Below are 26,678 nucleotides of genomic sequence, written 5' to 3' on the forward strand. Positions count from 1 at the left end.
ATGCATGACACCGACACGTCCACCGCCATGGCCCTGCAGCGCAGGCGCGCACGCCGCACCGCGCTTTGGGTGGGCGCGATCGCGGTGCTGGTGTACGCCGGCTTCATCCTCAGCGGAGTGATCGGGCGATGAACACGCCGCACGACACGGCGCCCGCACCGTCCCGGCATGCCGGCCTGCCGCGCCTGATCGGCGTGGCGGTAGCCGTGTTCCTGCTGACGTTTTCGCTGGTACCGCTGTACCGAATCGCCTGCGAAAAGGTCTTTGGCGTGCGCCTTGAACGCGGCCCGGGGGCGCAGGCCAGCCTGGGCGCGGCGGGCGGCAAGCGCACCGTGCGCGTGGAATTCGACGGCGGGGTGAACTCCCAGTTGCCGTGGGCCTTCCATCCCGAACAACTGACCATGGACGTGGTGCCCGGCGAGCTCAACGAAGCGCTGTATTTCGCCCGCAACGAAAGCAGTATCGCCATCGTCGGCAGTGCGGTGCCCTCTGTCGCACCGGCACGCGCATCGGGGTATTTCAGCAAGACCGAGTGCTTCTGCTTCACCGCACAGACCCTGCAGGCCGGTGAGAAACGCGACATGCCGGTGCGCTTCATCGTCGATCCCGACCTGCCGCCGGAAATCCGCACCATCACCCTGTCCTATACCTTCTACAAGAACGACGCGCTCTCCGCGCGCCTGGCACCGGCGACCGTGCCGGCCACCGCGCACGCCGCGCCCTGAGCGCAACGAACCGGACACCGACCATGGCCCAGCTTCCCTCCGACGCCAACGTGTACTACGTCCCCACCCATAGCCGCTGGCCGTTCATAGGGTCCATCGCGATGATGGTGACCATGGTGGGCGTCGCCAGCTGGCTCAACGATGCCGCGTGGGGCCGCTGGACCTTCTTCGCAGGCCTGGCGATGCTGGTGCTCACCTTGTTCTGGTGGTTCAGCGACGTGGTGCGCGAATCGCAGGCCGGCCGCTACAACGTGCAGGTGGATGGCTCGTTCCGGATGGGGATGGTGTGGTTCATCTTCTCCGAAGTCATGTTCTTCGGTGCCTTCTTCGGCGCGCTGTTCTATACCCGCGCGCTGGGCCTGCCATGGCTGGGCGGCGAGGGCGACGGGGTGATGACCAACGAATTGCTGTGGCAGGGCTACTCGGCGGGCTGGCCAACCAACGGGCCGGCGGCGATCGGCGGGCAGTTCCAGACCATTCCGGCGTGGGGCCTACCGCTGATCAACACGCTGATCCTGCTGACCTCCGGCGTCACCCTGACCATCGCCCACCACGCACTGAAGGCCGGCCATCGCCGCCAGCTGCTGACCTGGCTGGGCATTACCGTGGTGCTGGGGCTGGTGTTCCTGACCCTGCAGGCAGAGGAGTACATCCACGCGTACACCGAGCTCAACCTCACGATGGGGTCGGGCATCTACGGCTCCACGTTCTTCATGCTGACCGGCTTCCATGGAGCGCACGTGCTGCTCGGCACGATCATGCTGGCGGTGATGTGGCTGCGCGCAGCGAAGGGGCACTTCACCCGCGACAATCATTTCGGCTTCGAAGCCGCCGCGTGGTACTGGCACTTCGTCGACGTGGTGTGGCTGATGCTGTTCCTGTTCGTCTACGTGCTTTGACCGCGGCGTCGATGCACTCAGCGGCCAACGCCGTGCGGCTGGATCCAGCCGCCCAGGATGCCGATGACCACCAGCAGGATCAGCGCCACCGATACCGCGATGCGACGGGTCAGGGCGTTGACGGTGCGCTTGGTCTGCCCCCGATCCACCAGCAGGTAGTACAGGCCCGCGCCCAGGTTCCAGACGATGACGATGAGGAACGCGATCACCAGCAGGGTCTTCAGCGAATCGTTCATGCGCAGCTCGATGGCGGGGCGGATGGCCCTATCTGACCGCGTTTCCGGTCGTTTGTCATGACGCGTCGGCACACACGCCCGCTGGGGTGGGCACTGGCGGTGGGGGCGATGGTGGTTTTCTGCCTGCTGGGTCGCTGGCAGTTGCAGCGCATGCACGAAAAGCAGCACCTGCTGGATGCGCAGGTGGCCGCATCCGCGCAGCCTCCGATGCCGCTGGACCGCGCACTGGCGGCGCCGGGTGTCGTGCACGGGGTCATCGATGACGGACGCTTCCTGCCCGGTCTGGTGCTGCTGGACAACCAGATGCGCCACGGTCGTGCCGGGGTGAAGCTGTATCGCCCGTTCCGCAGCGAGCGGGGAGCCGTGGTGCTGGTCGACCTTGGCTGGCGGCCGCTGCCTGCAGACCGCGCCCTGCCCGAGGTGCCATCGCCGCCGTCGCCGGTCGCCGTGCGTGGACTGCTGGCCCCTGCGCCTGCGCCGGGATTGGCCCTGGGGCCGGTATTCAACGCAGCGGGTCCACAGCGCTGGCTGGCCAGTCGCCTGCAGACCGATGCGCTGGCACCGGTGCTGGGCCTGCCGACGCTGCCTGCGCGCGTGCTGCGGCTGGATCCGGCGCTGCCCTTCGGCGACGAGCGCGACCTCGACCTGCTGCCCAACACCCTGCCGCCGCAGCGCCATCTGGGCTACGCCGTGCAGTGGTTTGCCCTGGCGCTGACCGTGCTGCTGGTGGCGCTGGTTCTGGAATGGCGCCGCCGCCGTTTTCCCCGGTAGCGCCGAGCCATGCTCGGCGAGCGCTGCGGCAACGTCCCACCCACCGGCACACCTCCTCCCGACATGAGAAAATACCGCCCATGAACGCTGCTTCGTCACCGCAGGAAACCGCGCGCGGCCACGGTCGCCGCACGTTGCTGCTGCTGTTCGCCGTGTTCTTCGGCGCCATGGCATTGGCCGGCGTGCTGCGCTTCACGGGCTGGCAGCCTGCCGCCCATAAAAACGTGGGCCAGCTGCTGCAGCCGCCAGTGGACCTGCGCGGGCAACCACCGCAGTTGGCCAGCGGCGCCCTGTATCCGTGGAAAGGCGAAAAAAAGATCTGGCGCATCCTCGTCGCGCCGCCTGCCACCTGCGCCGAACAGTGCGTCACTTTGTCGCAGGGACTGGGCAAGGTGTGGCAGCTGTTCGGCCATAACGCCGATAATGTCGACATCCTCTGGCTGGGAACGCCGCCGGCGCCCCTCGCTGGAACCCCCGCACTGCGCGCGCTGGCTCCTTCGCCGGCACTGCGCGCTGCTTTGCCCGGTGTCGATGACCCGTCCGGCGTGCCGGTCTATGTCGTCGACCCGAACGGCTTCGTGATCCTGCGCCATGCGCCCGGCACCGACCTCGGTGGCCTGCGCAAGGACCTGTCCACGTTGCTGAAACTGAAGTGAGTCCTGTTAGATGAGTCTTTCCACGCGTCCGGCGCTGCACCGCAATTTCCACCGCCTGGCGTGGTTCGCGATGATCATGACCGCGAGCACCATTCTGTTCGGTGCCTTCGTGCGCCTGTCCGATGCCGGACTGAGCTGCCCGGACTGGCCGACCTGTTATGGGCAGGCCACGTGGCCGCAGCACGTGGAAGAAACCATCGGACACCCGGCGGCGGAGATCCGTCCGCTGGAGACGCACAAAGCCTGGCGCGAGCAGGTACATCGCTTCCTCGCCGGCGCGCTGGGCATCGAGATCCTTACCCTGGCCCTGCTGGCCACGCGTCGCCGTCGCCTCGGCAGCACGGCGGTCGTCACCGCCTGCGCACTGGTGGCGGCGGGCATACCGCTGTGCATGACCGGCTGGCATGCAACGGCCAGCGTGCTGGCCCTCACCGGTGAGGTGATCCTGCTGATCGCCGCGTTCCGCTGGAGCAACAGCGACCTGGCGCGCGCGGCGGTGCTGACCCTGGCGGTGGTGATCTTCCAGGCGCTGCTCGGCATGTGGACGGTCACCTGGCTGCTCAAGCCGATCGTGGTGATGGGCCACCTGCTGGGGGGCATGCTGATGTTCGCGATGCTGGCCTGGATGGCGTGGCGCGCCACCCACCTGCCCATCACCCTGGCCGAAGCGCCGAAGCTGAAATGGCTGCTGCGCATCGGCATCACCGTGCTGACCGCGCAGATTGCGCTGGGTGGCTGGGTCAGTGCGAACTACGCCGCGCTCGCCTGCGGCGGTGGCAGCCTGTCGCTGGACAATTTCCCGCGCTGTGCCAACCAGTGGTGGCCACAGCAGAACTTCGCCGAAGGCTTCACCCTGTGGCGTGGCATCGGCGTGGATTACGAAGGCGGCATCCTCGACGGAGCATCGCGCATTGCCATCCAGATGGGCCACCGCATGTTCGCCATCGTGGTGGCGCTCTACCTGGTGTGGCTGGGCATCCGCTTGTTCCGCACGCCGAGCATGCGCGGCTGGGCCGTGACGCTGGTCGTGGCACTGGTCGCGCAGATCAGCCTGGGCATCGCCAACGTCAAGATGGCGCTGCCGTTGCCGGTGGCCGTGCTGCACAACGGCGGTGCCGTGGTGCTGTTGTTCGTGATGGTCAGCCTGCTGGCCCGACTGCGGGCACCGGACTGACGCCATGGCCAATTATCGTCAGTACTGGGACCTGACCAAGCCGAAGGTCGTCGCCCTCATCGTATTCACCGCGCTGGTCGGCATGGTGCTCGCCATCCCCGGTGTGCCCAGCTGGGAGCAGGTCCGCCTCGGTGCCTTGGGCTTCTTCGGCATCTGGTTGGCGGCGTCGGCAGCGGCGGCCATCAACCAACTGCTGGATGCCAAGATCGACGCACAGATGGCGCGTACGTCATGGCGCCCGCTGGTGGTCGGCAAGGTCAAGCCGTGGCAGGTGCTCGCTTTCGCGGGTGCGCTGATCGTGCTGTCGATGACCATCCTGGTGGTGTGGGTGAATGTCATCACCGCGATCCTCACCTTCGCCTCGCTGATCGGCTATGCGGTGATCTACACCGTGTACCTGAAGCGCGCGACCTCGCAGAACATCGTCATCGGTGGACTGGCCGGCGCGATGCCGCCGATGCTCGGCTGGGCCGCCGTGACTGGCATGCAGACCTCCGCCGACTGGTGGTACTCCGCGCTGCTGGTGCTGATCATCTTCATCTGGACGCCGCCGCATTTCTGGGCGCTGGCGATCTTCCGCCGCGAAGACTACGCCAAGGCGAAGATCCCGATGTTGCCGGTCACCCACGGCGTGGTGCATACCCGCAGGCAGATCCTGGCGTACTCGATCGTGCTCGCCCTCATCTGCGTGCTGCCGTATGTGGTTGGCATGAGCGGTCCGTTCTACCTGGGCGGCGCGATCGTGCTCAACGCCGTGTTCCTCTGGTACGCCTGGCGCATGCAGAACCCGCCGGACGAACTGTTCTCGATGAAGATGTTCAACTGGTCGGTGGTCTACCTGATGGCGCTGTTCGCGTTCCTGCTGGTGGACCACTGGATCCTGCCCTGGCTGTAACGCGCTGATCCCGGCGAGGTGTGCTGACGGCCAGCGGCCGTCACTACCGGGAGCCTGCGCGTCGGCCCGGCGCGCGCTGCTCCGGCCATGCACGCGACGCTCCGGCAACGTGATGCTGATGCGTCGGCCTTGGCGCGATGCCGATGCTTCGGCTCTGGTAGCGCCGAGCCACGCTCGGCGGAATGTGTCAGACGTCCGTGCAGACAGCCGCCGAGCATGGCTCGGCGCTACCGCCTCGATCTTGAAACACGCACACAACGTCGCCACTCCTTGCATCACGACCCGAAGGAAGCGAGGTGGCGCGGATGTCCCGATGGATGCGATTTGGCTGCACTTTGCTGATCAGCTTGCTGCTTGCAAACCGCGCGCTGGCTGACGAATCGATCGCCGCGCAGATCCGGGAGCACGCTGGCGCTCATCGTCTACTGGTGCTCGGGGAAATGCATGGCACACGCGAAATACCGCGGTTGGTGCAGCAGATCGTAGAGTCCTACGCCCGACAGGGAATTCCCTCTCAGTTGGCATTGGAGTTGCCCACCAGCGAGAACGACGCCCTGCGAACCTATCTGCAGTCCACGGGCGACACGGCTGCGCGCAGTGCCCTGCGGGGTACGAAGTACTGGACGGTGGAGTCGCACCTCCATGACGGACGCCGCAGCCACGACATGCTGGACATGATTGAAGCGCTGCGCGTATTGCGCGAGAGTGGAAACGATATCCAGGTCTACGGCATTGACCACGTGCCGTTGCCTGCCGAGAGCGCACCGCCCGGCACGCGCGATGCCGCCATGGCCAGTGAATTGCGCGAACGGTATAACGCCTTGCCTGCAAACGCGCGTTTGCTGGTACTGATTGGGAATGTGCACGGCATGCGCAGTCAGCCCAGCATGATTACCTACCCGCCCATGGCCTCACTGCTTGTCGACCTGGATCAGTACAACGTCCGCATCGAGGCGCGCACCGGCGAGTTCTGGGGCTGTCGCGGCTACCGCCGATGCGGAAGCCAACCGATCCCACCCTTTCTTGGCGCATCGCCACGCACCGATAAGGGCTCCGACCGCAGCTACGACCTGTGGGTCTGGCTGCCGCGCTTCACCGTCGCCCGCCTGCTCGACTGACGGCCAGCGGTTGTCACTACCGGAAGCAGGTTCTGGTAGCGCCGAGCCATGCTCGGCGGAATGTGTCAGGCGTCCCTGCAGTCAATCCCGAGCGGAGGCTCTCGGTGTCCATGACGCTTTGAACTTGGTTTCCTTCCAACCGCCTGTCGGTGAACTCCGAACGAGCTGCCTGTACTTAGCGCATCTTGTTGTGCAGCGCGCAACGGTGGTCACCGTTTGAAACACTACGCGTTCAAAGAGGCCTGACTCGCAGTAATGCTTGCCGCTTGTGTATCGACACGGTGGTGACATGAGAACGCTGCTGCTCTATTTGCTGCCGCTCGCCTTCTTCCTCCAGAGCAGCCCTGCGCACGCAGAAGGACCCGAGGGTTCACAGGGGGCGCTCGGCGCATGGCTGACCGAGATCACCATGAAGTGGGCGACCACCGCGAACCACGATCTCACTCCTGACCTGAGGCCCGGGGGCGGTCCTCTGGTAACGACACCCATCGAAGCGCTCAACGCACCCGCTGAAGTCAAAGCCCTTCTCCGTGCGCGGGTAGCTCGACAGCGCGGCGACGATGTCAGCGCCGCTGCACGCCCCATTCCTGCTGTCGCCTTGTTGTTGTCTCAACTGCCCCGGAAGGTCTTTCCAGACGAGGCACTTCGCCAGCGGCTTGCGCTGCCGCCGGCAGATGTCAGCGGCACCGCACTCGCCAAAGCGAAACTGCTCGATACCTCATGGGCGGGAACGCGCATTGGAATCAATGCGACCGGGTTGAGTCGCAGCTTTCTGCTGGATGGGACAAGCTTCATCGAACTCAATGAGGAAGACTATCGACAAAGGAATGGGCAGATCATCCAGTTCGAGGAAGCTCTCAATACCCGGGTCAATTCGTCCCCGGCGGCGGCGAGCACGAGGCGTGGCGTGAACGGAGGTGGCATGGCAACGCTCATCTGGGCAACGGATGCAAAGTTCTACAGTCTGACCTTGGTGACCGACCACGGTGACGCTATCGTGCAGGGCGCCGCGCTATTGAAGCGCATCGCCGAGGGCATTGAGGGCTAGGTCAGCGTTGGGCGTAGCAGCGCCTTGTGTATCCAGATGCTACTGCAATGATGTTGCTCCGGCTCTGGTAGCGCCGAGCCATGCTCGGCGAAAGTGTCAGAACCTTCATGCAAACAGCCACCGGGCATGGCTCGGCGCTACCGGGTTACCGGGCTTTTTTGGCGTAGCGCTGGGCGATGATCCTTCGGCTCTGGTAGCGCCGAGCCACGCTCGGCGGAATGTGTCAGACGTCTGTGCGAACAGCCGCCGAGCATGGCTCGGCGCTACCGGGCTATCGGGCTTTTCTGGCGCGCTGGGCGATGATGCTCCGACTCTGGTGGCGCCGAGCCATGCTCGGCGAAAGTGTCAGAACCTTCATGCAAACAGCCGCCGAGCATGGCTCGGCGCTACCGGGTTATCGGGTTTCTCTGGCGTAGCGCTGGGCGATGATGCCGCACACGATCAACTGGATCTGGTGGTAGATCATCACCGGCAGCACGATCGCGCCGAGGCTGCCGCCGGCAAACAGCACCTTGGCGATCGGAATGCCGGTGGCCAGGCTTTTCTTCGAGCCGCAGAACACGATCGCGATCTCGTCTTCGCGACTGAATTTCAGGCGGCGCGCGATGAAGGTGATCAGCGGCATCGCGATGCCCAGGATCACCGCCGCCACCACGGCCACGGTGAACAGTGAAAGCAGCGGGGTCTTCGACCACAGGCCCTCGGTCACCGCCGCACCGAAGGCGGAATACACCACCAGCAGGATGGTGGCCTGGTCGGTGTAGCGCAGCAGCGCGCGCTGGCGTTCCACCCAGCCGGCGATCCACGGTCGCAGCAGATGGCCGGCCACGAACGGCACCAGCAACTGCAGCATGATGCCGCCGATGGCCTCCAGCGGATTGTGGATGCCGCCCTGCGTACCGGCCAGTGCGGTCAGCAGCAGCGGCGTCAGGAACACGCCAAGGATGGACGACAGCGACGCGCTGCACACGGCTGCCGGCACGTTGCCGCGCGCCATCGAAGTGAACGCGATCGACGACTGCACGGTGGAGGGCAGGGTGCACAGGAACAACACGCCCAGGTAAAGCTCAGGCGTCAGCAGCCACCCGGACAGCGGATGGAACAGCAGCCCGATCAACGGGAACAGCACGAACGTGCAGGCCAGGATCAGCAGGTGCAGTCGCCAGTGCAGCAGGCCGCCGATCACCGCTTCGCGCGGCAGTCGCGCGCCGTGCAGGAAGAACAGCAGGCCGATCGCTACATTGGTGACATCATCCAGGACCATCGCCGCGGCCCCGGTCATCGGCAGCAGTGAGGCCAGCAGTACGGTGCCGAGCAGGGCGAGGGTGAAGTTGTCCGGTCGCAGTCGCGACCACCAGCGTGTCATGTCGGGCAGGCTCCTTGGCGGGTGCCCACGCGATCAGATGCGCAGGCTGGCGCGGGCCTTGAGCAGCTCGCGCATTTCGAATTTGTCAGTATCGTCCAAGCCGTGTTGTCGCTGCTTGGCGTTAAGGTCTTCGATGCGCTGGAACAACAGCTGCTTCTCCAGCTGACCTACCGCGTCGTGCAGCTCTTCGGTCCACAGGGTTTCATCGCCCGCCATGCTCTGCGCGGCCAGCGTATGCAGCGATGCCTGCTCCTCGCGGCCGTCGAAGTGCTCCAGCAAGGCGCCGGTGCTGATGTCCGGACGCTGCTCGACCAGCGACAGCAACTCCAGCAGCAGCTCCACGCCGGGCAGTCGCAGGCCATGGAAATGGTGGCGACCGCCGAGGGACATCGCCAGCGAGGGTTGCTGCAGCAGGATCGCGATCGCGGCGCGCACCAGGCTGCGTTTGGCTACCGGGGCGATCGGGCGACCAGCCAGTCGCGGCTGCGGCACCGCGCGCTGGGCAGCGTTGGCACCCAGCCCGGTCACCACCGACAGCTGCTGTTTCATCAGGTCACCGAAGGCGCCATCCGGGATCTGCGCCAGCATCGGCTTGGCCCGCTCAGCCAGACGTGCCTTGCCGTCCAGCGTGCCCAGGTTGATCTCGCGCGACAGCTCGTCGAAGAAGAACTGCGACAGCGGCGTGGCCGCCTTCAGCCGTGCATCAAAGGCCTCGGCGCCTTCCTTGCGCACGATGGTGTCCGGATCTTCGCCGTCGGGCAGGAACAGGAAAAACGCCTGTCGGCCATCTTTCATGCGCGGCAACACCGATTCCAGCGCCTTCCAGCCCGCGCGGCGTCCAGCGGCATCGCCATCGAAGCAGAAGAACACATCCGGCGCGTTGCGGAACAGCAGCTCGGCGTGGTCCGGCGTGGTCGCCGTGCCCAGCGTCGCCACCGCCTGGGTGACGCCGAACTGGAACAGCGAGACCACGTCCATGTAGCCCTCGACCACGATCAACCGTTCGATCTTCTGGTTGGCCTGGCGCACCTGCCACAACCCGTACAGCTCGCGCCCCTTGTGGAACAGCGCGGTTTCCGGCGAGTTGAGGTACTTCGGGCCATCGTCCTTTTCGAACACGCGGCCACCAAAGGCGATCACCCGGCCACGGCGGTCGAAGATCGGGAACATCACCCGGTCGCGGAACTTGTCGTAGACATGGCCGCGGTCGTTCTTGGAAAACAGGCCGGCGCGGTCCAGCAGCTTCATCCGCCGCTCGTCTTTGCCCAGTGCATCGCGCAGCCCGCTGTAGCCATCCGGCGCATATCCGATCTGGAAGCGCGCGCGGTTCTCTTCGTCCACGCCACGGCCGTCCAGATAGCTGCGTGCCTTCTCGCTGTCCTCCAGATTCTTCTGGAAGAAGCGCGCGGCAGCGTCCAGGGCCGAATACAGTTCGCGCCCCTCATCCTGTTGCTGCGCGTTGCGCGGGTTCTCGTTGCGCGGCACTTCCATGCCGACCCGCTTGGCCAGCTCGTCCACCGCGTCGAGGAACTCGAGGCGGTCGTAATTCATCAGGAAGCTGATCGCGGTGCCATGCGCGCCGCAGCCGAAGCAGTGATAGAACTGCTTGGTCGGGGACACCGTGAACGAGGCCGAGCGTTCGTCATGGAACGGGCAGCGTGCCGCGTATTCCTTGCCTTGGCGCTTCAGGGGAACGCGACTGCCCACCACTTCGACGATGTCGGAGCGGGCAAGCAGGTCGTCGATGAACGCGTCGGGGATGCGGGCCATGGCCACCAGCAGGTGCACGGCCAGGGCGGCCGCGCGGGGCAGAAAGATCAGGCCCCTAGTTTACCTGTTGGCGACGGTCTCGCCCGGCTCTGGCGGTGTGATGCCGGCGGCGGCCAGATGGGTGCGCGCGCGCAGGCGCTCGTCGATCACCGAGGTCATCACCGCACCCACGAAGAACACCACCATCGCGTAGTAGATCCAGACCAGCGAGATCACCAGCGCGCCCATTGATCCATACGCACTGCCCGGCGCAACCTGGGCGATGTATACGCCGATGCCGTAGCGACCCAAGGCGAACAGCGCCGAGGTGATGGCGCCGCCGATGAAGGCCTGTCGCCACGCCACGCGCCGGTCGGGCAGGTAGTGGTACATGAAGGCGAAGGCCACGGTGTACAGCAGCAGGGTGCTGAGGTAACCCAGTGCCGGCAGCAGCGAGGGCAGCTGGGCAAACGCCACCTGCAGCATCGTGGTGGCGGTCATGGAGACGACCAGCAGGAAGCCCAGCGCCAGCACCACGCCGAAGGAGAAAACACGCTTGCGCAGCCACGCCGCCAAGCCATCCAGGCGCTCGCCACTGGTGCGGAAGATCAGGTTCAGTGCGTTCTGCAACTGCGCGAAGACCGCGGTGGCACCGATGAACAACAACAACGTGCTCCAGATGCCGGCCAGCGATCCGATGTTGGGCTGGTTGTCGGCGTTCTTCAGCACGGTCTCGGCGACCGTCGCCACGCTGCTGCCGGCCGCCGTTGCGATCTGATCAACCAGCGCCTGCTGTGCGGGCGGATACAGCGAGGCGGTCAGCCACAGCAGCAGCACCAGCAGCGGGGCCATCGACAGCAAGGCATAGAAAGAGACTGCGGCGGCCTGGCTCAGCACGTCGACTTCGATGAAGCGGTTGATCACCGCCATCGGGAAGCTGCGCTGCAGCCGGTCGACATATTTGCGCAGCGGCGCGGGCACAGGGCTGTGCGCGGTGGCGGCGGGGGCCGCGGGGGTGTGGGTCGGATCGGACATGCGGGCTGTTTTACCAGCCGCAGGTCGAAGAAAGGGTGAAGCGCGAAGCGAAGGTAGCGCCGAGCCCTGCTCGGCGGCTTTCCCTTGAAGCGTTCTGACCCTGTCCGCCGAGGGTGGCGCGGCGCCACCAGGGCAGAAGTGCGCAGGCGTTTACGTCAGCCCGCGAGCTGCTGCTTGACCAGCTTGGACACCAGGCCCATATCGGCTTGGCCGGCAAGCTTCGGCTTCAGCGCGCCCATCAGCTTGCCGATGTCGGCCGGGCTGGCAGCGCCGGTTTCGGCAACGGCCGCCTGGATCGCCGCGATGATATCCGCTTCGCCCATCTTGGCCGGCAGGTAGCGCTCGATCACCACCATTTCCTCGCGCTCGATCTGTGCCAGATCTTCGCGGTTGGCGGCTTCGTACTGGCTGATCGAGTCCTTGCGCTGCTTGACCATCTTGTCCAGCACGGCAATGACGGCCACGTCGTCCAGTTCGATACGCTCGTCCACTTCCTTCTGCTGGACGGCGGCCTTGATCAGGCGGACCACACCCAGGGTGTGCTTGTCGCCGCTCTTCATGGCGGCCTTCATGTCGTCGTTGAGCTGCAGCTTCATGCTCATGGGGCACCTCGTGTGTCGATGGTCGGGCAGATAGGGGCATCGGGAACGGATTCCCGGGAACGCAAAAAGCCGGCGACGCTTGCGCGTGCCGGCTTCAACCTCACCGCGACAGGCAGGACCTGTCGCCATGAGTGCGTCCGATCAGTACAGGCGCTGACGCTTGGTAACGTCGCGCGACGAACGGCGCAGCTGACGCTTTACTGCAGCAGCAGCCTTGCGCTTACGTTCCTGGGTCGGCTTTTCGTAGAACTCGCGCTTACGGGTTTCGGCCAGCACACCGGCCTTTTCGCAAGTGCGCTTGAAGCGGCGAAGAGCAAACTCAAAAGGTTCGTTCTCGCGGACTTTGACGCTGGGCATGGAATCTCCGGACACTGTGTAGAACCGGGTCTATACCCGGCGAGCCGCACATTATAGCGGCGGTTCGATAAACTGCAAGCGCCCCTGCCTGAATACGGGCCGGTTTTCTTGCATCTCAAGGGACTGCATCGCCCCTGAGGAGCACGCAGGGGGCGCATAATACACCACATGAGAGTCCTGGGTATTGAATCTTCGTGCGATGAGACCGGCGTGGCGGTGTATGACACCGACCTGACCGGCATCGAGGCCCTGCGCGCCCACGCGGTGTACAGCCAGATCGCGTTGCACGCCGAGTACGGCGGCGTGGTGCCTGAACTGGCCAGCCGTGACCATGTGCGCAAGTTGCTGCCGCTGATCCGGCAGACGCTGGACGAGGCCGGGATGGGCGTCAACGACATCGACGGGGTGGCCTACACGGCTGGCCCCGGGCTGGTCGGCGCGTTGCTGGTCGGCGCCGGCGTGGCCCGTTCGCTGGCATGGGCATTGGACGTGCCGGCGGTGGGTGTACACCATATGGAAGGCCATCTGCTGGCTCCGCTGATGGAAGACGACCCGCCGCAGGCCCCGTTCGTGGCGCTGCTGGTATCCGGTGGCCATACCCAGCTGGTGGCGGTGGACGCCATCGGCCGGTATCGCTTGCTGGGCGAGACCCTGGACGATGCCGCCGGCGAAGCCTTCGACAAGACCGCCAAGATGATGGGGCTGCCGTATCCGGGCGGTCCGCAGTTGGCCGCGCTGGCCGAACAGGGGCGTCCGGGTGCGTTCCGCTTCTCGCGGCCGATGACCGACCGGCCCGGGCTGGATTTCAGTTTTTCCGGATTGAAGACCCAGGTGCTGCTGGCATGGCGCGACAGTGACCAGACCGAGCAGACCCGTGCCGACATCGCCCGCGGCTTTGAAGACGCGGTGGTGGAAACACTGGTGATCAAATGCGGCCGCGCGCTGGAGGCGGCAGGCACCAATGTCATCGTCGTGGCCGGTGGCGTGGGGGCGAACAAACGCCTGCGCGTGCGCCTGCAGGAGATGGCGTCCAAGCTGGGCGGCCGTGCCTGTTTTCCGCGTCCGGCGCTGTGCACCGACAACGGCGCGATGATCGCCTTCGCCGGCGCGCTGCGGCTGCAGGCCGGCCAGCACACTCCGCCGCGCGTGGACGTCACTCCTCGTTGGGACATGGCGACGCTGCCGGCTGTGTAAGGAAACGCGGTTGTTGATCAGCGCATGTCGCATACGCCTTGTACAAACGTGACAAGTTGAAGTTCATCGATCAACCGGTTTCCGACGCTTGGCCGTGATGGCCCGGCAGCGCCTGAAATGATCGAATGAGCCGTCGCAGCGGGCTACCCGTTCACGCCCCGTCCCTGCACCCCACGCCCGGTCCCGTTACCATGGCCGCCTCATTCGCTGGGCATCGGGCATGGACAAGGTATTCATCGAAGGGCTGGAAATCGACGCCCTGATCGGCATTTACGATTGGGAGCGCCGTATCCGCCAGACGCTGGTGTTCGACCTGGAAATGGGCTTCGACAATCGCCGCCCGGCTGCCAGCGACAACATCGAGCACACGCTGAACTACAAGGCGGTGAGCAAGCGGCTGGAAGAGTACGTGCGTGCTTCTGACTTCGGCCTCGTGGAAACCCTGGCCGAGCGCTGTGCCGAGATCGTCCTGCAGGAGTTCGATGTGCACTGGCTGCGGCTGAAACTCAGCAAGCCCGGTGCCGTACGCGGCGCCCGTGCCGTCGGCGTGATCATCGAGCGCGAACGCGCGCCCTGACGGCCAGTAGTGCCGACCGGTAGTGCCGACTTCAGTCGGCACGCGATCTCCCGGCACACACCCCCGACAACCCGAAACACAACTGAACAGCAGGAGACACAACTGATGGTGGATGCGGTAGTAATCGTGAACTGGCTGGACAAGCTGCAGGATTCCCTGGCGCCCTACCCGGGTGCGTATCTCGGCCTGATGCTGTCGGCGCTGGTGATCGCCGCGTTCGTCGCCAACTGGGTCACCAAGCGCATCCTGCTGCGCGGCCTGCGTCGCCTGATCGCCCGCTTGCCCGGTGCCGATTCCGGCCGTGGCAGCAACGTCATGCGGGTGATCGCACGCCTGTCCAACGTCGTACCCAGCCAGGTCATCGCCTCCGGTATCACCTATGTACCGGACCTGCCGGCGGGCTTGGTCGCCTTCATCGTCGCCGCCTGCCAGGCATGGGCGATCCTGACCGTCTCGCTGGCGATATCGCATGCGCTCGACGCCGCCAACGATCTGTACGAGCGTCGGCCGGACGCGCGCAACAAGCCGATCAAGGGCTACCTGCAGGTGGCGAAGATCGTCATCTTCGCCATCGCCGGCCTGGCGATCGTGGCCACCCTCGCCGGTGTCGAGCTGCGCTACCTGGTGACCGGCCTGGGTGCCGCCACCGCGGTCCTCATGCTGGTCTTCCAGGACACCATCCTGTCGTTGGTCGCCAGCGTGCAGATCAGCGGCGACGGCCGGATCCGCCTGGGCGACTGGATCGAAATGCCCAGCCAGAATGCCGATGGCGATGTCATCGATATCGCCCTGCATACGGTCACTGTGCAGAACTGGGACAAGACCATCACCACCATCCCGACCAAGAAGCTGGTGACCGAGTCCTTCAAGAACTGGCGCGGCATGCAGGAGTCCGGTGGACGGCGGATCAAACGCTCGCTGTACCTGGACCAGCACAGTGTCGGCTTCATGGCGCCGGAAGTCCGCACCCGCATCGGCCACTTCGCGCTGCTGGGCGACTACCTGAAGACCAAGGAAGAGGAATTGGCAGCCTGGAATGCCGAGCTTCGCGAACGCGGCGCCGACGAGATCAACAGCCGCCGGGTCACCAACCTGGGCACGTTCCGGGCGTACGTGGACCGCTACCTGCGCAGCCACCCCGGTATCAATACGGACATGACCCTGATGGTGCGCCAGCTGGAGCCGACCACCGAGGGCCTGCCGCTGGAGCTGTACTGCTTCACCCGCAGCACGGCATGGGTGGAATATGAGGGCGTGCAGTCCGACATCTTCGACCATTTGCTGGCGGTACTGCCGGCCTTCGGCCTGCGCGTATTCCAGTCATCCAGCGACGCCATGCTGATGACCGCCCGCGACGCTGCCCGCTGATAGGCCGGGTGCTTTAATCTGACCCCCTGGCCCTGCGGCCAAACGCACAGACCGGGTCCACATGAACGCAGAAGATGCGCACATATGGACCCGATACCGATAGAATGTCGGCACTGAAAACGTTTACATCAAGGACACCCGGTGGCTTCCGAACGTATCGAATCCCTCATTGCACAGATGACCCTGGAAGAAAAAGTGGGTCAGCTGGGCGTGTTCGCCGACATGGTTCGCCCCTTTGCACCGGATGTGAACCCGGAAGCCAACGTGAGCAACGCCGACCAGGTGCTGCAGCAGGTCCGTGAAGGCAAGGTCGGCTCGCTGTTCAACGGCGTGGGCGCCGAACTGGGCCGCCGCATCCAGCAGGTTGCGCTGGAAGAAAGCCGCCTGGGCATTCCGGTGATCCTGGCGGCCGATGTCATCCACGGCATGCGCACCGTGTTCCCGATTCCGCTGGGTGAAGCAGCCAGCTTCGAGCCCGACCTGGCCCGCCGCACCGCGCGTGCCACGGCGGTGGAAGCGACGGCCGCCGGCCTGCACTGGACCTATGCGCCGGCGGTGGACATCGCACGCGACCAGCGCTGGGGCCGTGGTGCGGAAGGCGCGGGCGAAGACGTGGTGCTGGGCTGTGCGTTCGCCGCTGCCCGCGTGCGCGGTTTCCAGGGCGATGACCTGCGTGCCGACGACGCACTGCTGGCCACGCCGAAGCATTTCGCTGCCTACGGTGCAGTGATGGCGGGCATGGAATACAACATGGTGGACATCTCGCCGCAGACCCTGCGCGACGTGCACCTGCCGCCGTTCAAGGCCGCCTTCGATGCCGGTGCAGTCACCGTGATGTCCTCGTTCAACGACATCAACGGCGTGCCCGCCAGTGCCAATGCGGAGCTGCTGACCGACATCCTGCGTGGTGAGTGGAACTTCCCCGGCGTGGTGATCTCCGATTACACCGCCGACATGGAACTGGTGGCACACGGTTATGCCGCCGACGACCGCGACGCCACGGCCAAGGCATTCACCGCCGGGCTGGACCTGAGCATGCAGAGCGGCTTCTATGCCGAACACCTGCCGGGCCTGGTGGAAAGTGGTGAAGTGCCGATGTCGGTGCTGGACGAAGGGGTGCGTCGCATCCTGTGGTTGAAGGAAACCATCGGCCTGTTCGACAACCCGTACCGTTCGCTGGATCCGGCACGCGAAGCCGATGACGCGCACATCGTGGCCCATGACGCGCTCTCGCGTGATGCGGCGCGCCGCTCCATCGTGCTGCTGAAGAACGAACACGCCGCCTTGCCGCTGCGCAAGACCGGCCAGAAGATCGCGCTGATCGGCCCGTTCGTGCAGGACCGCGAGAACATCGAAGGCTGCTGGACGCTGTTCGGTGACAAGGAACGCTATGTCGACCTGGAAACCGGCGTGCGCGCGGCCATCGCCGACGACGCGCAGCTGGAAGTGGTGCCGGGTTGTGACCTCGAAGCGGCCGTCAGCGGTGGCATCGAAGCAGCGGTAGCGGCTGCCCTGCGCGCCGACGTGGTGGTGCTGGCACTGGGCGAACCGCAGCGGTACAGCGGCGAAGCGCAGTCGCGCGTGGAGATCACCCTGCCGCCCGCGCAGCAGGCGCTGGCCGAAGCGGTGGCGATGACCGGCAAGCCGCTGGTGGTGCTGCTGCGCAATGGTCGCGCGCTGGCCCTGCAGGGCGCGGTGCGCAATGCGCAGGCCGTGGCCATCACGTGGTATCTGGGCACGCAGACTGGCCACGCCGTGGCCGATGTGCTGTTCGGTGACTACAATCCGTCCGCACGTCTGCCGGTGAGCTTCCCGCAGGTGTCCGGCCAGCAGCCCTATTTCTACAACCATCCGCGTACTGGCCGCCCGGAACTGCCGACCATGTCGGAGTTCAAGGCACGCTGGCGCGAGATCCCGAACGAGCCGCTGTACCCGTTCGGTCATGGCATCAGCTACACCAGCTTCGCCTATGGCGTACCGCAGTTGAGTGCAGCCCGCCTGGGCTGGGATGACACGCTGACCGTCACCACCACGCTGACCAACACCGGCAGCGTGGCCGGCGAAGAAGTGGTGCAGCTGTACGTGCATGACCGCGTTGCCAGCCGTGTGCGCCCGGTGCGTGAGCTGAAGGATTTCCGCAAGGTCATGCTGCAGCCGGGCGAGTCGGTCGAGGTGGCGTTCACCGTGCACCGTTCGCAGCTGGAGTTCACCGGTCGCGACAACGTGCTGCGCGCGGAGCCGGGGCTGTTCGACCTGTGGGTGTGTGCCTCGGCGATCAGTGGTTCACCGGTGCAGTTCGAGCTGCTCGCGGGCTGACGCGATCAACGCGCCTGCGGGCGCGTTGCACGGGTCTGCCAACACGGCGCGCACGCGTCTGCGGCCCCTCATGCATGCCCGGCTCACGTTGGCCGGGCTAGGCTGGTGGCGACCGATTCTGACGGAGTCACCGATGCGCCTGACACGACGTTTCTCATTGCCGTTGCTGCTTGCCAGCCCCTTGCTGCTGGCCGCCTGCAGCCCGTCCACCGCGCCACCGGCTGTTGACGAAGCCGCGCCGCCGCCGATGACGGGCGCAGCGCCTGCACGGCCTGACACGCCGACGCCCCCGCCGATGACGGCTGCACCCGACGACCGCACTGCGTCTGCCGTGGAGTCCGGGCCCAACGCACCGGCGGACGCCGCAGCGCAGGATGCCGGCCAAGCGCGTACCCGCATCGAGCGGGTGCTTGGGGATGCGGACAGCTATGAACGCGTATTCAAGGCGCTGCAGCAGGGCGTTGCCAGCGAAGACCGTGCCGCGGTCGCCACGCTGATGCGCTATCCCTTGCGTGTCGAAACCGCAGCCGGCAAGCGCGAAATCGCCGATGCTGCAGCGTTCCAGCGCGACTACGCACAGATCATCACCACGCCGGTAGCGCAGGCGATCGCCGCGCAGTCCTTCGACACCGTGTTCGCGAACCAGCAGGGCGTGATGATCGGCAGCGGCCAGGTCTGGTTGAACGGCACGTGCGTCGATCAGGCATGCAGCCGCAGCGACGTGAAGGTCGTGACCATCCAGGAGTAACGCGCGTCCCGCGAGGGGCGGGGTCGGATCGTCTTCGCGCTGCGAAAGGGATCCGACCCCGGTTGCTCAGCCCTTGGGGGTCAGCTTCAGCAGCTTGCCGGCCTTGCCATCTTCCAGGATCCACACCGCACCGTCAGGGCCCTGCTCGACTTCGCGGATGCGAGCGCCCATGTCAAAGCGCTCCGCTTCACGCGCGTTCTCGCCGTCGAACGTCACGCGCACCAGCGCCTGCGACGACAGGCCGCCGATGAAGCCGCTGCCCTTCCACTGGGGGAACAGGTCGCCGCTGTAGATCATGAAGCCGGCAGGCGAAATCACCGGATTCCAGGTGATCTTCGGCGCCGCGAATTCCGGGCGCGTGCTGTGGTCCGGGATCGGCCGCCCATCGTAGTGGTCGCCATTGGAGACGATCGGATACCCGTAGTTCTCGCCGCGGGTGATCAGGTTCAACTCGTCGCCGCCAGCCGGGCCCATCTCGTGCACCCACAGCTTGCCGCTGCCGTCGAACGCGATGCCGAGCATGTTGCGATGGCCCAGCGACCACACCTGCGCGGCGACGCCACCCTGCGAAACGAACGGGTTGTCTGCCGGCACACTGCCGTCGTCGTTCAACCGGATCAGCTTGCCGAGATTGCTCTTCATATCCTGTGCGGGATCGAAATTCTGCCGCTCGCTGGAGGTGATCCAGAGCTTGCCATCCGGGCCGAACGCAATGCGGTGGCCGTAGTGGCCGTTGCCGCTGACCTTCGCATCCTGCCGCCAGATCACCGACAGGTCCTGCAGCGTGCCGCCGCCCTTGCCATCAAGTACCAGCTTGGCACGCGCCACGGCCGCACCGCGGGTATCGTTGCTGCCCTGTTCGGCGTAGCTCAGATAAACCAGCTGGTTACTGGCAAACGCGGGATGCAGCACGACATCGCCGAAGCCGCCCTGGCCGCCGTAGGCTACTTTCGGCCCGCCGCTGATTTCGTGCTTCTGTTTGGTGCCGATATCGAAGTGCTGCAGTCGGCCACCTTTCTCGGTCACCAGCAGGCTGCCGTCGGGCAGGAAGGCCATGGCCCACGGCTCATCGAAGCGGGCGAACTCCGTGCTGTTGAACGCGGCCTGTGTCTTCGGTGTCGCAGGGGGGGCCGGTGCATCGGGTGCCGCCGCACTGCAGGCGGTAGTGACGAACACCGGCGTCAAGCCGATGGCGAGGGTGAGAAGCAACTTACGGGTCATGGGTATCTCCAGACGGGGACGCGGATGGCCAACCCCTTCTGTATACCATCCCCGTCGTGCACACCGTGCGCGGCGCGGAAACGACGATGCGCCCACTGAGGGGCGCATCGGGGACCATCATGTCGCAGTCGTGATCAGAGGCCGCGCTTCGGATCCTTGCCCAGCCGCGGATCGGCCAGCAATGCATCTTCCCAGCCACGCTTCACGGCATGCTGCGCCTGCAGCCACTCCAGGCGGCTCTCTCCGCGCTCGGCGGCCCAGCGCGTTTCCAGCTCACGCTCAACCTCTTCGTAGGCACGGATGACATCCTGTGCCCGCGACTGATGGCCGAGGCGGTAGGCGGGCTCGTACTCATCAAAGGCCGAGTTGGCATCGAAGTACGGCTCGCTCGGATAGCGCTCACGCCAGTAAGTGGAGAACGTATCGCGCTGCACACCGTCGTCCGGCACGCGGCCGGGGATCTGATAATCGGGGCTCATTGGGTGGGCTCCGTCTTGGTCATGAGTGAGGCTGCATCATGGCGGAGCGGCGGTTAACGCCCCGGGCCCACGGCGTGAGCGCAACGTGCAGCCGGCAGGTGGTGGCTTGCGCCCGTGCTGCTCATGCCACCCCCGCCGCTGCCACCGCTTTGGTAGAGCCGACTTCAGTCGGCTGCTTTTGCTCCTGCTCTGGTAGAGCCGACTTCAGTCGGCTGATCTTGCGCGAAATGCAGCCGACTGAAGTCGGCTCTACCGAGCTGGTGCAGCCGACTGAAGTCGGCTCTACCAAGCGGATGCAGCCGGGCGCGTCATGGATACCGCGTGGGTTACTGCTCCGCTTTGCGGGGGAACAGATAGATCACCGCGCCCACCGCGAACGCGGCCAGCGCCGCCAAGATGTTCGCCCAGCTCGCGCTGGCGAACAGCGCCAGGCACAGCACCAGCGCCAGCACCGGGATCACCGGGCCGCCCGGCAGCTTCAACGCACCGGGACGGTCGGCAAAGCGCTTCGCCAGGACCAGCACGGCGGCAGCGGTCCCGATGTAGGCAAACAGACGCGTCGTCATCGACAGCAGCGCCAACTGCACGAACGAACCACTCAACGCCAACGCCAACGAAATCAGACCCTGGCACAGGATCGCCGCCGCAGGCGTGCGGAAGCGTGGATGCACCTGCGCCAGCACCTTGGGGCCATAGCCATCGGCCGCCAACGCATACAGGAAGCGCGGCCCCATCATCATCGTGTTGCTGTTCGTACCCAGGATCGAGATCGTCGCCCCCACGGTCAGGATCAGGGCCAGTGCCTCGCCACCGAAGCCGGCCGCCGCATCGGCAAGCGGCGTCGCAGACCCCGCCAGGCCCACCAGCGTGCCCTGCGCCACGATCTGTACCGCTGCATAGATGACGGTGACGGTGATGATCATGGTGATCAGAGCGAACGGGATGTCACGCCGCGGGTTGCGATACTCACCCGCGGCGGCCGGAATGTTCTCGAATCCGGCGTACGCGTACAGCAGCAACAGCGCCGCTTCGCCCATCCGCTGCAGGTCATGCGGGTCCGGGCGCTGACCGGAGAAGGCGAGCTGCGGATCGATGTAAAACGCGCCGATGGCCACGAACAACACCAGCGGCACCAGCTTGCCGATCACCAGCACCACGCCGGTACGCGCGGCAGAACGCACGCCGACGATGTTGATCCCGGTCAGGAAGGCCAGCGACAGCACGATCACCGCGACGCGTCCGCCACCACTGCCGGCCATGGGCCAGAAGCGGGCCACGGCATCGGCCAGCGCGTTGCTCAGGGCCGCGGCCGAGCTGATGCGGGTCAGCCAGATCATCCAGCCGATCTCGAAGCCAGCGAACCGGCCGAAGGCCTCGCGTGCGTACAGATAGCTGCCGCCGGGTTCGTCAAAGTAACTCGCGGCCTGCGCATAGCACAGCACCAGCAGGGCGACGACCACGCCTGCCGCGAGTACGCCCCACAGGCTGAACGGGCCGAGCAGCAGCACCGTCGCAGCGGGCAGCAGGTAGATGCCGCTGCCGATGACATCGTTGATGGACAGGCCAACGATCTGCCAGCGACTGACCGCGCGCTGCAGGCTCGGGGTGGGCTCGGTATCGGCCGCGCTCACGGTTGGGCCTTGGCGATGGGCGGCAACGCAGGCAGCTGCCACGCGTCCTGCAGTCGCGCATATGCGGCCCGTGGCAACAGCACGAAGCGCGGCGACTGCCGTGGGTCCAGCCAGGCCAGCAGCGCCTGCATGTGTGCCGCCGTCATGGCCGTGCAGCCGGCCGTCGCCTCACCGGGCGTGCGCCACAGGTGGGCGAAGATGCAGCTGCCCTGGCCGGGCACGTTGCGCGGGTTATGCGCGATCACGAAGCCCTGCTGATAGCGGATGTCGCCGTTCTTGTGCAGGTCCAGTCGCATCGGCTCGGTGGAGCCTTCCACCGCATCTGCGCCCACGGTGTCTGCATCGACGATGCGGTTGTAGTACGGCGAGTCGGGCACGTCCATGCAGTAGCTGCTCTCGCGCATCGGTTGCCACGGCCACCTCGTATCGGCCTGCGCGGCGTAGCCGAAGGCGGTACCCAGCGCGAACACACCGGCAGGACTGCGACCATCGCCTTCGCGCTTCTGGGGGGCCGTCGTGTCGATGTCCGCGTCATGCAGGCCGAGGCCCCACGCGCTGCCACTGCGGCCCAACGCGACGTCGAACGGTGCACCCTCTGCCTTCCATCCGCTGCGGGTGCGCGCGTACGCCTGCAGGCGCCCCTGTGTGCTGTCCCACCCCTCGCTGGTCACCACCACAAGCTGATCGGCGCCGTGCAAGGGCGTGCCGGCGACAACGGGACCGGCCAGCGACAGCGCCGCGATGGTCAGGCAACGCAACAGCGACTTCATGGGCAGCTCCGGTCAGGTATCCAGCAGGTGTTCGATGCGTTCCAGGTTGACCGCCAACTGGCGGTTGCGGTCCGGATTGGCCTCGCACAACAGCACGAAAACAAAATCCAGCAGCGACTGCAAGGAAGAACGGTACAGCACCTGCGCCACGTGCGCCGCGCGATCTTCCGCGCAGACGGCAAGTGACGCATCGGCATGGGCGCGCAGGGGGTTGGCGGTATGCCGGGTGATCGATACCACCTTGCCGCCGACATCCTGGAACTGGCGCGACAGCATCGACAACTGGGGCAGCTTGCCGAACTCGGAGAACACCAGCATCACATCGCCCGGACGGGCCGCGGAGAGGTTGGCAAGCATCAGGATGGGATCGGCATGGTGCACCACCAACATGCCCAGCAGCGACAGGCGCATCGCGAACTCGCGGGCATACAGGCCGTCATCGCCCAGCCCGTAGACAAACAGCTTCGGCGCCGCGTCGATCAGGGCGACGATGCGCTCGACATCGGACTGCGGGTTGGCCGCGCGCGTTTCGTCTTCGGCGGCGGCCTTGCTGGCCTGCAGCGCCTGCGCGATGCGGGTGTAGCCGTCCACGCCGCTGGCCACGGCAGGCGCTAGTGAGGCCGGCGCACCGCTGCGCGCGATGTCCTGGCCGATGGAGTACTTGAGGTCCGGATACCCCTTGAAGCCGAGCTTCTGCGCGAACTTCACCACACTGGACTGGCTGATGCCCAGCGCGCTGGCCAGCTGCTGCGAGGAGTAGTCGCGCAGCAGGTGGGCGTTGTCGAGGATGAAATCCGCGATGCGCCGCTCGATCGCCGACATCTGCCCACGTTCGGCGCGGATTTTCAGCAGCGGTGGCATGCAGCGTCCAACGCGTCGCGTAGCGCCGAGCCACGCTCGGCGGCGATTCGGTCAGGCAGCGCGGTGGTTCCCGCCGCGCGCGGTGTTTCGCATTGCGCGTGCGTGTTCACGCCAGCATCTCCAGCCCGCGCACTTCGGTGATCCCCAATCCCGGGGCATCACTGATGCTGATCTCCGACTCATTGAACGTGACGCCGCCGCTGACCGGATTGAACTGCCCCAGGGAGGGGCCGTCCAGGTCGACCTTGGTGATCACATCGCTCTTGGCAACCGCCAGGTGGACCGCTGCGGCGACGCTGATGCTGGATTCGATCATGCAGCCGATCATGCACGGCACGCCGTGGATGGCGGCGATGTCGGCGATGCGGATGGCGTTGGACAGCCCGCCGGTCTTCATCAGTTTGATGTTGACGATGTCGGCGGCGCGCTGCTGGATCAGGTCGATCACCTGCGCCGGGCTGAACACACTCTCATCGGCCATCACCGGCGTGTTCACGCGGTCCGTTACGTACTTCAGCCCGGCGATGTCGGCGGCCTTGACCGGCTGTTCCAGCAGCTCCAGCACCACGCCGGCGTCTTCCAGCGTGCGCATGGCGTGCACCGCCTGCTTGGCGGTCCAGCCCTGGTTCGCATCCAGCCGCAGCAGGGCACGGCCCTGCACAGCCGCGTGGATCGCCTTCACCCGCTCGATATCCAGCCCGATGTCCTTGCCGACCTTGATCTTCAGCGACTCGAATCCGCGATCCAGGGCAGACACGGAATCGGCCACCATCTTGTCGATGTAGTCCACGCTGATGGTGATGTCGGTGGTGATCACCGGATCGCCGCCGCCCAGCATCTGGTACAGCGGGGCGCCATGCAGCTGCGCCCACAGGTCGTACAGCGCGATCTCCACCGCCGCCTTTGCGCTGCTGTTGCGCTCCATCGAGGTCTGCACCAGCGCGCACAGGCGGTTGAGGTTGGCCACCTCCTGGCCCATCAGGCGCGGCTTGATGAAATGGCGGATGGCTTCGATGATCGACCCGTGCGTATCGCCGGTGATCACCGCGGTCGCCGCCGCCTCGCCGTAGCCGGTGTGGCCGCTGTCGGTGCGCACCATCACCACCACGTCCTCGATGGTCTCCACGGTGCGCAGGGCGGTCTTGAACGGGGTCTTCAAGGGCACGCGCAGCATGCCCAGTTCGATATCGGTGATCTTCATCAAGGACTCTGCGGCGAGGTAGGCGGCCGGAGCCGCTGGATGTTGGTGATGCGGTCGATGTAGCGCAGGGTGTCGCTGGCCATCATCGGCTCCAGCGGCGTCACCGACACACCGTTCAGATGCGCCTGCACCCGCACGCCATCCGGTCCCTTCCAGCTGCCACCGGCGGTGTCATGGATCACCCAGGTGCGGCCGTCGACGTGGCCGATGGCCATCATCACGTGACCCGGGATGTACACCAGGTCGCCGACCCGCAAGGCGGCGACGGCGCGATCCCGCGTGGCGGCGTCGTCCTTCGCGGTGAAGGCGGTGCGGTCCAGGGCCGGGCTTATCCCCTGCGCGCTGGTATTGCGTGGCAGCAGCACGCCGAAGCTGCGATAGATCTCCGATACGAAGCCGCTGCAGTCGCGTGTGTCGTAGTCGTGACCCCAGCCATAGCGCTCACCCAGGAACTTGTAGGCCTGCGCAAGCAACAGGCGCGGGGTCAGTGGCAGATAGTCGGCGCTGCTGTCCTGCGAGCGCGGCAGCAGTGCCGGCACCAACTGCAACGTGCCGTCTTCCTCGCGCACCGGCAGTTGCACTACCCAGCTGGCATGCGCCTGCTGGCCGTTCACGGGCTGCGCAGGTGACCAGTCGGCCAGCACCGGCAGGCGCACGCCCATGTCCAGCTGCAGGCGGGACACGCGCGGTTCTTCGGGAGTGAACGCGGTATGCGCCACCGCGCCGGTGATGACCCGATACGGGCCCTTCGCGCCGTAGCCCAGCACGGTGTCCTTGCGACCGGTCGCCACGTGGCGGGCTTCGATCCACGCGCTGTAGCGTTCGCTGTGCACGAACAACCACGCGCCATCGGCGCTGCGATGGACCACTGCGACCTTGTCGCCCGGGAACAGCGCGGACTCCTGGAAGCGGTCGATGTCGGTGCCTTCGCTGCTGCTGAAGACACGCTGGCGGGTCGGGAACGTGCGCAGCGCCGCGCGGTGCACCACCAGGCCGTACTGCGGTGCGGTGCTGGCGGGCAGCGCGTCCAGCGCCAGGTTGGCCTCGATGTCCTGGCGCAGCGCCGACGACACCAGCGTGCCGTGGCTATCGTGCAGGGGCCGCGCCGGCCAGCTGGACAGCGCGACGATCGATGCCCGCAGCTGCGCCGCGCTGATCGCTGCAGGCAACCGGGCGATGTCCTGGATATGGTCATCTTCGCGGCGCATGCGCGCGTTCTGTGCGTCGACCTGTGCACGGTCCAGCATCGGCACATCCGCATCGGGCAGCCGTGCCGCCCAGTACTGGGGCGTCAGGTAGGCCTCATGCAGCCCCACGATGTAGGGCAGGGCGGGGCCCGGATCGGGGGCTGGCAGCGGCGCGGCGGTGCCTGCCAGCGCGGGCAGGCTGCCAAGGCACAACACCAGCGCAAGCGCTGGCGCCTGCCAGCGGCACGTGAGACGGGAAGCCAGGACCATGCGGCGGTCACCCTCGTTGATAGCCTATGGAATAGTTATTCCTTTTCGCAGGGAACGCAAGAATAAATTATTGACCCGATGCCCCGTGCGTGTTACACAGCGATGACCACCTGCGCTGGGGAAGTGTCGCTGTGGATACCGTCGTTCGCAAACTGCTGCCGTCCGCCATGGCCTGCCTGTGCGCGGTGATCGTGTGCGCACCGGTAGCCGGCAGCGTGCCCCAG

General features: G+C 66.0%; 26 protein-coding genes and 1 pseudogene. 14 read left to right on the plus strand and 13 right to left on the minus strand.

Annotation, left to right across the window (positions count from 1 at the left end; genetic code table 11):
- Genes ICJ04_RS18470 through ICJ04_RS01710 form a run of 3 tightly spaced genes read left to right on the plus strand, consistent with a single transcriptional unit; the run spans position 1 to position 1,624 of the window.
- The gene (locus ICJ04_RS18470; RefSeq protein ID WP_274603073.1) at positions 1–132 is read left to right on the plus strand and encodes a hypothetical protein; all 132 of its coding nucleotides are present in this window, start codon (positions 1–3) and stop codon (positions 130–132) included.
- Positions 129–725, plus strand: a complete 597-nt coding sequence (locus tag ICJ04_RS01705) for a cytochrome c oxidase assembly protein (RefSeq protein WP_188325842.1) — start codon at positions 129–131, stop codon at positions 723–725. The genes ICJ04_RS18470 and ICJ04_RS01705 overlap by 4 nt, the downstream gene beginning before the upstream one ends.
- A 23-nt stretch (positions 726–748) precedes the next feature.
- Positions 749–1,624: a cytochrome c oxidase subunit 3 gene (locus tag ICJ04_RS01710; RefSeq protein ID WP_188325843.1), complete on the plus strand. Its 876-nt coding sequence runs from the start codon at positions 749–751 to the stop codon at positions 1,622–1,624.
- A gap of 17 nt (positions 1,625–1,641) precedes the next feature.
- On the opposite strand, the gene ICJ04_RS01715 is transcribed toward ICJ04_RS01710, so the two are convergent.
- On the minus strand, positions 1,642–1,860 hold the full coding sequence (locus tag ICJ04_RS01715) for a twin transmembrane helix small protein (RefSeq protein ID WP_188325844.1): 219 nt from the start codon (positions 1,858–1,860) through the stop codon (positions 1,642–1,644).
- Positions 1,861–1,917: 57 nt separating this feature from the next.
- Between ICJ04_RS01715 and ICJ04_RS01720 the strand changes: the two genes are divergently transcribed.
- From ICJ04_RS01720 to ICJ04_RS01745, 6 genes are all read left to right on the plus strand, one after another.
- Entirely contained in the window at positions 1,918–2,631 is a 714-nt protein-coding gene (locus ICJ04_RS01720; protein WP_188325845.1) for an SURF1 family protein, read from the plus strand.
- Positions 2,632–2,711: 80 nt separating this feature from the next.
- Entirely contained in the window at positions 2,712–3,287 is a 576-nt protein-coding gene (locus tag ICJ04_RS01725; RefSeq protein ID WP_188325846.1) for a hypothetical protein, read from the plus strand.
- Between the two features lie 10 nt (positions 3,288–3,297).
- Positions 3,298–4,461, plus strand: coding sequence for a COX15/CtaA family protein (locus ICJ04_RS01730; RefSeq protein ID WP_188325847.1), 1,164 nt, complete (start codon positions 3,298–3,300; stop codon positions 4,459–4,461).
- Positions 4,462–4,465: 4 nt separating this feature from the next.
- Positions 4,466–5,356, plus strand: coding sequence for a heme o synthase (gene cyoE / locus ICJ04_RS01735; protein ID WP_188325848.1), 891 nt, complete (start codon positions 4,466–4,468; stop codon positions 5,354–5,356).
- Positions 5,357–5,661: 305 nt separating this feature from the next.
- Positions 5,662–6,474 (plus strand): calcium-binding protein, encoded by an 813-nt coding sequence (locus tag ICJ04_RS01740; protein ID WP_188325849.1) that lies wholly within the window; start codon positions 5,662–5,664, stop codon positions 6,472–6,474.
- Between the two features lie 289 nt (positions 6,475–6,763).
- Positions 6,764–7,522 carry a hypothetical protein gene (locus ICJ04_RS01745; protein ID WP_188325850.1) on the plus strand — a complete coding sequence of 253 codons (759 nt, stop codon included), beginning with the start codon at positions 6,764–6,766 and terminating at the stop codon, positions 7,520–7,522.
- A gap of 394 nt (positions 7,523–7,916) precedes the next feature.
- Here the strand turns inward: ICJ04_RS01745 and ICJ04_RS01750 are convergent, their stop codons facing one another.
- The 5 genes from ICJ04_RS01750 to rpsU all read right to left on the minus strand — a co-directional run bounded on the left by ICJ04_RS01750 (position 7,917) and on the right by rpsU (position 12,631).
- Complete coding sequence (locus ICJ04_RS01750) at positions 7,917–8,888, minus strand: bile acid:sodium symporter family protein (RefSeq protein WP_188325851.1); 972 nt, start codon at positions 8,886–8,888, stop codon at positions 7,917–7,919.
- A gap of 33 nt (positions 8,889–8,921) precedes the next feature.
- Positions 8,922–10,658 carry a DNA primase gene (gene dnaG / locus ICJ04_RS01755; protein WP_188325852.1) on the minus strand — a complete coding sequence of 579 codons (1,737 nt, stop codon included), beginning with the start codon at positions 10,656–10,658 and terminating at the stop codon, positions 8,922–8,924.
- 60 nt (positions 10,659–10,718) lie between these two features.
- Entirely contained in the window at positions 10,719–11,567 is an 849-nt protein-coding gene (locus tag ICJ04_RS01760) for a YihY/virulence factor BrkB family protein (RefSeq protein ID WP_223203027.1), read from the minus strand.
- Positions 11,568–11,827: 260 nt separating this feature from the next.
- Positions 11,828–12,274 carry a GatB/YqeY domain-containing protein gene (locus ICJ04_RS01765; RefSeq protein WP_188325854.1) on the minus strand — a complete coding sequence of 149 codons (447 nt, stop codon included), beginning with the start codon at positions 12,272–12,274 and terminating at the stop codon, positions 11,828–11,830.
- A gap of 141 nt (positions 12,275–12,415) precedes the next feature.
- Positions 12,416–12,631, minus strand: a complete 216-nt coding sequence (gene rpsU, locus ICJ04_RS01770) for a 30S ribosomal protein S21 (RefSeq protein ID WP_002808376.1) — start codon at positions 12,629–12,631, stop codon at positions 12,416–12,418.
- A gap of 168 nt (positions 12,632–12,799) precedes the next feature.
- Between rpsU and tsaD the strand changes: the two are divergent.
- From tsaD to ICJ04_RS01795, 5 genes and pseudogenes are all read left to right on the plus strand, one after another.
- Positions 12,800–13,822, plus strand: a pseudogene (gene tsaD / locus ICJ04_RS01775) (tRNA (adenosine(37)-N6)-threonylcarbamoyltransferase complex transferase subunit TsaD); the annotation flags it as partial.
- Between the two features lie 223 nt (positions 13,823–14,045).
- Entirely contained in the window at positions 14,046–14,402 is a 357-nt protein-coding gene (gene folB / locus ICJ04_RS01780) for a dihydroneopterin aldolase (protein WP_188325856.1), read from the plus strand.
- 105 nt (positions 14,403–14,507) lie between these two features.
- Complete coding sequence (locus ICJ04_RS01785) at positions 14,508–15,770, plus strand: mechanosensitive ion channel domain-containing protein (protein WP_188325857.1); 1,263 nt, start codon at positions 14,508–14,510, stop codon at positions 15,768–15,770.
- Positions 15,771–15,911: 141 nt separating this feature from the next.
- A complete protein-coding gene (locus tag ICJ04_RS01790) occupies positions 15,912–18,086 on the plus strand; it encodes a glycoside hydrolase family 3 N-terminal domain-containing protein (RefSeq protein WP_188325858.1) in 2,175 nt (724 codons plus the stop codon).
- A gap of 133 nt (positions 18,087–18,219) precedes the next feature.
- Complete coding sequence (locus tag ICJ04_RS01795; protein WP_188325859.1) at positions 18,220–18,834, plus strand: hypothetical protein; 615 nt, start codon at positions 18,220–18,222, stop codon at positions 18,832–18,834.
- Positions 18,835–18,900: 66 nt separating this feature from the next.
- On the opposite strand, the gene ICJ04_RS01800 is transcribed toward ICJ04_RS01795, so the two are convergent.
- The 7 genes from ICJ04_RS01800 to ICJ04_RS01830 all read right to left on the minus strand — a co-directional run bounded on the left by ICJ04_RS01800 (position 18,901) and on the right by ICJ04_RS01830 (position 26,454).
- The gene (locus ICJ04_RS01800; protein WP_188325860.1) at positions 18,901–20,055 is read right to left on the minus strand and encodes a PQQ-dependent sugar dehydrogenase; all 1,155 of its coding nucleotides are present in this window, start codon (positions 20,053–20,055) and stop codon (positions 18,901–18,903) included.
- Positions 20,056–20,189: 134 nt separating this feature from the next.
- Positions 20,190–20,534, minus strand: a complete 345-nt coding sequence (locus ICJ04_RS01805) for a hypothetical protein (protein ID WP_188325861.1) — start codon at positions 20,532–20,534, stop codon at positions 20,190–20,192.
- Positions 20,535–20,860: 326 nt separating this feature from the next.
- A complete protein-coding gene (locus ICJ04_RS01810; protein WP_188325862.1) occupies positions 20,861–22,165 on the minus strand; it encodes an APC family permease in 1,305 nt (434 codons plus the stop codon).
- The gene (locus ICJ04_RS01815) at positions 22,162–22,935 is read right to left on the minus strand and encodes a L,D-transpeptidase family protein (protein WP_188325863.1); all 774 of its coding nucleotides are present in this window, start codon (positions 22,933–22,935) and stop codon (positions 22,162–22,164) included. The genes ICJ04_RS01810 and ICJ04_RS01815 overlap by 4 nt, the downstream gene beginning before the upstream one ends.
- Before the next feature lie 12 nt (positions 22,936–22,947).
- Positions 22,948–23,796, minus strand: coding sequence for a MurR/RpiR family transcriptional regulator (locus tag ICJ04_RS01820; RefSeq protein WP_188325864.1), 849 nt, complete (start codon positions 23,794–23,796; stop codon positions 22,948–22,950).
- 106 nt (positions 23,797–23,902) lie between these two features.
- On the minus strand, positions 23,903–24,997 hold the full coding sequence (locus tag ICJ04_RS01825; RefSeq protein ID WP_188325865.1) for a dipeptide epimerase: 1,095 nt from the start codon (positions 24,995–24,997) through the stop codon (positions 23,903–23,905).
- Complete coding sequence (locus ICJ04_RS01830) at positions 24,997–26,454, minus strand: SH3 domain-containing protein (RefSeq protein ID WP_188325866.1); 1,458 nt, start codon at positions 26,452–26,454, stop codon at positions 24,997–24,999. The genes ICJ04_RS01825 and ICJ04_RS01830 overlap by 1 nt, the downstream gene beginning before the upstream one ends.
- Between the last annotated feature and the right edge of the window lie 224 nt (positions 26,455–26,678).

The organism is Stenotrophomonas sp. 169, from assembly GCF_014621775.1.
In the GTDB taxonomy this organism is placed as follows: Bacteria; Pseudomonadota; Gammaproteobacteria; order Xanthomonadales; family Xanthomonadaceae; genus Stenotrophomonas.

Coding starts and splice junctions, on each gene's coding strand:
- ICJ04_RS18470 (WP_274603073.1), top strand. CDS start 1: ATGCATGACACCGACACGTCCACCGCCATGGCCCTGCAGCGCAGGCGC.
- ICJ04_RS01705 (WP_188325842.1), top strand. CDS start 129: ATGAACACGCCGCACGACACGGCGCCCGCACCGTCCCGGCATGCCGGC.
- ICJ04_RS01710 (WP_188325843.1), top strand. CDS start 749: ATGGCCCAGCTTCCCTCCGACGCCAACGTGTACTACGTCCCCACCCAT.
- ICJ04_RS01715 (WP_188325844.1), bottom strand. CDS start 1,860: ATGAACGATTCGCTGAAGACCCTGCTGGTGATCGCGTTCCTCATCGTC.
- ICJ04_RS01720 (WP_188325845.1), top strand. CDS start 1,918: ATGACGCGTCGGCACACACGCCCGCTGGGGTGGGCACTGGCGGTGGGG.
- ICJ04_RS01725 (WP_188325846.1), top strand. CDS start 2,712: ATGAACGCTGCTTCGTCACCGCAGGAAACCGCGCGCGGCCACGGTCGC.
- ICJ04_RS01730 (WP_188325847.1), top strand. CDS start 3,298: ATGAGTCTTTCCACGCGTCCGGCGCTGCACCGCAATTTCCACCGCCTG.
- cyoE (WP_188325848.1), top strand. CDS start 4,466: ATGGCCAATTATCGTCAGTACTGGGACCTGACCAAGCCGAAGGTCGTC.
- ICJ04_RS01740 (WP_188325849.1), top strand. CDS start 5,662: ATGTCCCGATGGATGCGATTTGGCTGCACTTTGCTGATCAGCTTGCTG.
- ICJ04_RS01745 (WP_188325850.1), top strand. CDS start 6,764: ATGAGAACGCTGCTGCTCTATTTGCTGCCGCTCGCCTTCTTCCTCCAG.
- ICJ04_RS01750 (WP_188325851.1), bottom strand. CDS start 8,888: ATGACACGCTGGTGGTCGCGACTGCGACCGGACAACTTCACCCTCGCC.
- dnaG (WP_188325852.1), bottom strand. CDS start 10,658: ATGGCCCGCATCCCCGACGCGTTCATCGACGACCTGCTTGCCCGCTCC.
- ICJ04_RS01760 (WP_223203027.1), bottom strand. CDS start 11,567: ATGGCGGTGATCAACCGCTTCATCGAAGTCGACGTGCTGAGCCAGGCC.
- ICJ04_RS01765 (WP_188325854.1), bottom strand. CDS start 12,274: ATGAGCATGAAGCTGCAGCTCAACGACGACATGAAGGCCGCCATGAAG.
- rpsU (WP_002808376.1), bottom strand. CDS start 12,631: ATGCCCAGCGTCAAAGTCCGCGAGAACGAACCTTTTGAGTTTGCTCTT.
- folB (WP_188325856.1), top strand. CDS start 14,046: ATGGACAAGGTATTCATCGAAGGGCTGGAAATCGACGCCCTGATCGGC.
- ICJ04_RS01785 (WP_188325857.1), top strand. CDS start 14,508: ATGGTGGATGCGGTAGTAATCGTGAACTGGCTGGACAAGCTGCAGGAT.
- ICJ04_RS01795 (WP_188325859.1), top strand. CDS start 18,220: ATGCGCCTGACACGACGTTTCTCATTGCCGTTGCTGCTTGCCAGCCCC.
- ICJ04_RS01800 (WP_188325860.1), bottom strand. CDS start 20,055: ATGACCCGTAAGTTGCTTCTCACCCTCGCCATCGGCTTGACGCCGGTG.
- ICJ04_RS01805 (WP_188325861.1), bottom strand. CDS start 20,534: ATGAGCCCCGATTATCAGATCCCCGGCCGCGTGCCGGACGACGGTGTG.
- ICJ04_RS01815 (WP_188325863.1), bottom strand. CDS start 22,935: ATGAAGTCGCTGTTGCGTTGCCTGACCATCGCGGCGCTGTCGCTGGCC.
- ICJ04_RS01820 (WP_188325864.1), bottom strand. CDS start 23,796: ATGCCACCGCTGCTGAAAATCCGCGCCGAACGTGGGCAGATGTCGGCG.
- ICJ04_RS01825 (WP_188325865.1), bottom strand. CDS start 24,997: ATGAAGATCACCGATATCGAACTGGGCATGCTGCGCGTGCCCTTGAAG.
- ICJ04_RS01830 (WP_188325866.1), bottom strand. CDS start 26,454: ATGGTCCTGGCTTCCCGTCTCACGTGCCGCTGGCAGGCGCCAGCGCTT.